This is a genomic window from Streptomyces sp. WELS2, assembly GCF_013870595.1.
Taxonomy (GTDB): Bacteria; Actinomycetota; Actinomycetes; order Streptomycetales; family Streptomycetaceae; genus Streptomyces.
Map to the genome: position 1 here is coordinate 1 of NZ_JACBWZ010000937.1, position 2,236 is coordinate 2,236.

1 protein-coding gene is annotated in these 2,236 nt (G+C 70.6%); it reads left to right on the forward strand.

What is annotated here, in order from left to right; all coding sequences use genetic code 11:
* Positions 1 to 2,236, forward strand: a 2,236-nt coding sequence (locus tag H5J33_RS31960; RefSeq protein ID WP_181798231.1) for a glycoside hydrolase family 2 TIM barrel-domain containing protein, incomplete at both ends; no start/stop codon positions are given.

Sequence of the window (2,236 nt, forward strand, 5' to 3'; positions counted from 1 at the left end):
AGCACAACACCACCAGCGGCACCGGGTTCCTCCCGGGCGGCCTCGGCTGGTACCGGCTCGCCTTCACCCTCCCGCGCGCCTGGGCCGGCCGGCGGATCTCGGTGGAGTTCGACGGTGTCTACATGGACGCCCACGTCTACTGCAACGGCACCGAGGCCGGCCGCCACCCGTACGGCTACACCGGCTTCTCCCTCGACCTCACCGATCTCGTGCACACCGACGGCGGCACACCCGACGTGCTCGCGGTACGGGTGCGCAACCAGCTGCCCAGCAGCCGCTGGTACTCCGGCAGCGGCATCTACCGCGAGGCCCGCCTGGTCATCACCGAGCCGGTGCACGTCGCCCGCCGGGGGACGTACGTCACCACCCCGGAGGTCCTGCCCGGCCGGGCGCTGGTCCGGGTGCGCACGACCGCGCGCAACGACTCCGGCACCGCCGCGGACGTGGAGATCAGGTCCCGGATCACCGGCCCCGACGGCCGGACCGTGGCCCGTACGGGCAGCACGGTCGCGGTCGCCGCCGCGGGGGAGGCCGCCGCGAACCACGAACTGACCGTCCCGGAGCCCTTGTTGTGGGACTTCGCGACGCCCGAACACCGCTACACCCTGCACACCGAGCTGCGCGTGGCCGGCCGCACCACCGACACCTACCGCACCCCCTTCGGCATCCGCACCTTCCGCTTCGACCCCGACGAGGGCTTCTCCCTCAACGGCACCCCCACCAAGATCAAGGGCGTCGACCTCCACCACGACCAGGGCGCCCTCGGCGCCGCGATCAGCGCCGACGCCGTCCGCAGACAGCTGCGCATCATGAAGTCGATGGGCGTCAACGCCCTGCGCACCTCGCACAACCCGCCCGCGCCGGAGCTGATCCGCGTCTGCGAGGAACTGGGCGTCGTGATGCTGGTGGAGGCCTTCGACTGCTGGCGCACCGGCAAGACGCGGTACGACTACGGCCGGTTCTTCGACGAGTGGTGCGAGAAGGACGCCACCGAGATGGTCCTGGCCGCCCGCAACTCACCGGCCGTGCTGCTGTGGTCCATCGGCAACGAGATCCCCGACTCCACCTCCACCGCGGGCCTGGCCATGGCGGACCGGATCATCGGCGCGATCAAGGCCGCCGACGACACCCGGCCGCTCGTCATCGGCTCCGACAAGTACCGGCGGCCGCCCGCCAGGGGCTCGGCGGCCGACCTGATGCTCGCCAAGCTGGACGGCCTCGGCCTCAACTACAACACGGCCAAGTCGGTGGACGCCCTGCACGCCGCCTACCCGCACCTGTTCCTCTTCGAGTCCGAGTCCTCCTCGGAGACCTCGACCCGGGGCACCTACCAGGAGCCGGAGCACCTCAACACCGGCGAGAACCACACCCCCGGCAGGCGGGAGGTCTCCTCCTACGACAACAACCTCGCCTCCTGGACGATGAGCGGGGAGTACGGGCACAAGAAGGACCGGGACCGGAAGTGGTTCGCGGGCCAGTTCCTGTGGTCCGGCATCGACTACATCGGCGAACCCACCCCGTACGACGTGTTCCCGGTGAAGGCCTCCTTCTTCGGCGCCGTCGACACGGCCGGCTTCTCCAAGGACATGTACCACCTGTTCAAAAGCCAGTGGACGACCGAGCCGATGGTCCACCTGCTGCCGATGACCTGGAACCACGAGGAGGGCGACACCATCGAGGTGTGGGCGTACGCCAACGTGCCCACGGTCGAGCTGTTCCTCAACGGGGAATCCCTCGGCGTACGGGAGTTCGACGTCAAGAAGACCACCGACGGCCGTACCTACCTGGAGACCACCGAGGCCACCGGCGACGACAAGACCTTCACCGACGGCCCCTACCCGGGCAGTTACACCAGCCCCAACGGCAGCGCCGGCAAACTCCACCTGACCTGGAAGGTGCCGTACCGGCCGGGCGAGCTGCGGGCGGTGGCCCGGCGGGACGGCATGGCCGTCGCGAGCGACGTCCTGCGCACGGCCGGCGCCCCGCACGCCGTACGCCTCACCGCCGACCGCAAGTCCCTGGCCGCCGACGGCCGTTCGCTCGCCTTCGTCACCGCCGAGATCACCGACGCGCACGGGGTCGTCGTGCCCGACGCCGCGCACCTCATCGCCTTCGACGTCTCGGGCGGCTCACTGGCCGGTGTGGACAACGGCCGCCAGGAGAGCGCCGAGCGCTACCAGGCGAGTACCCGGACCGCCTTCCACGGCAAGGCGCTCGCCATCGTGCGGTCCGGCGC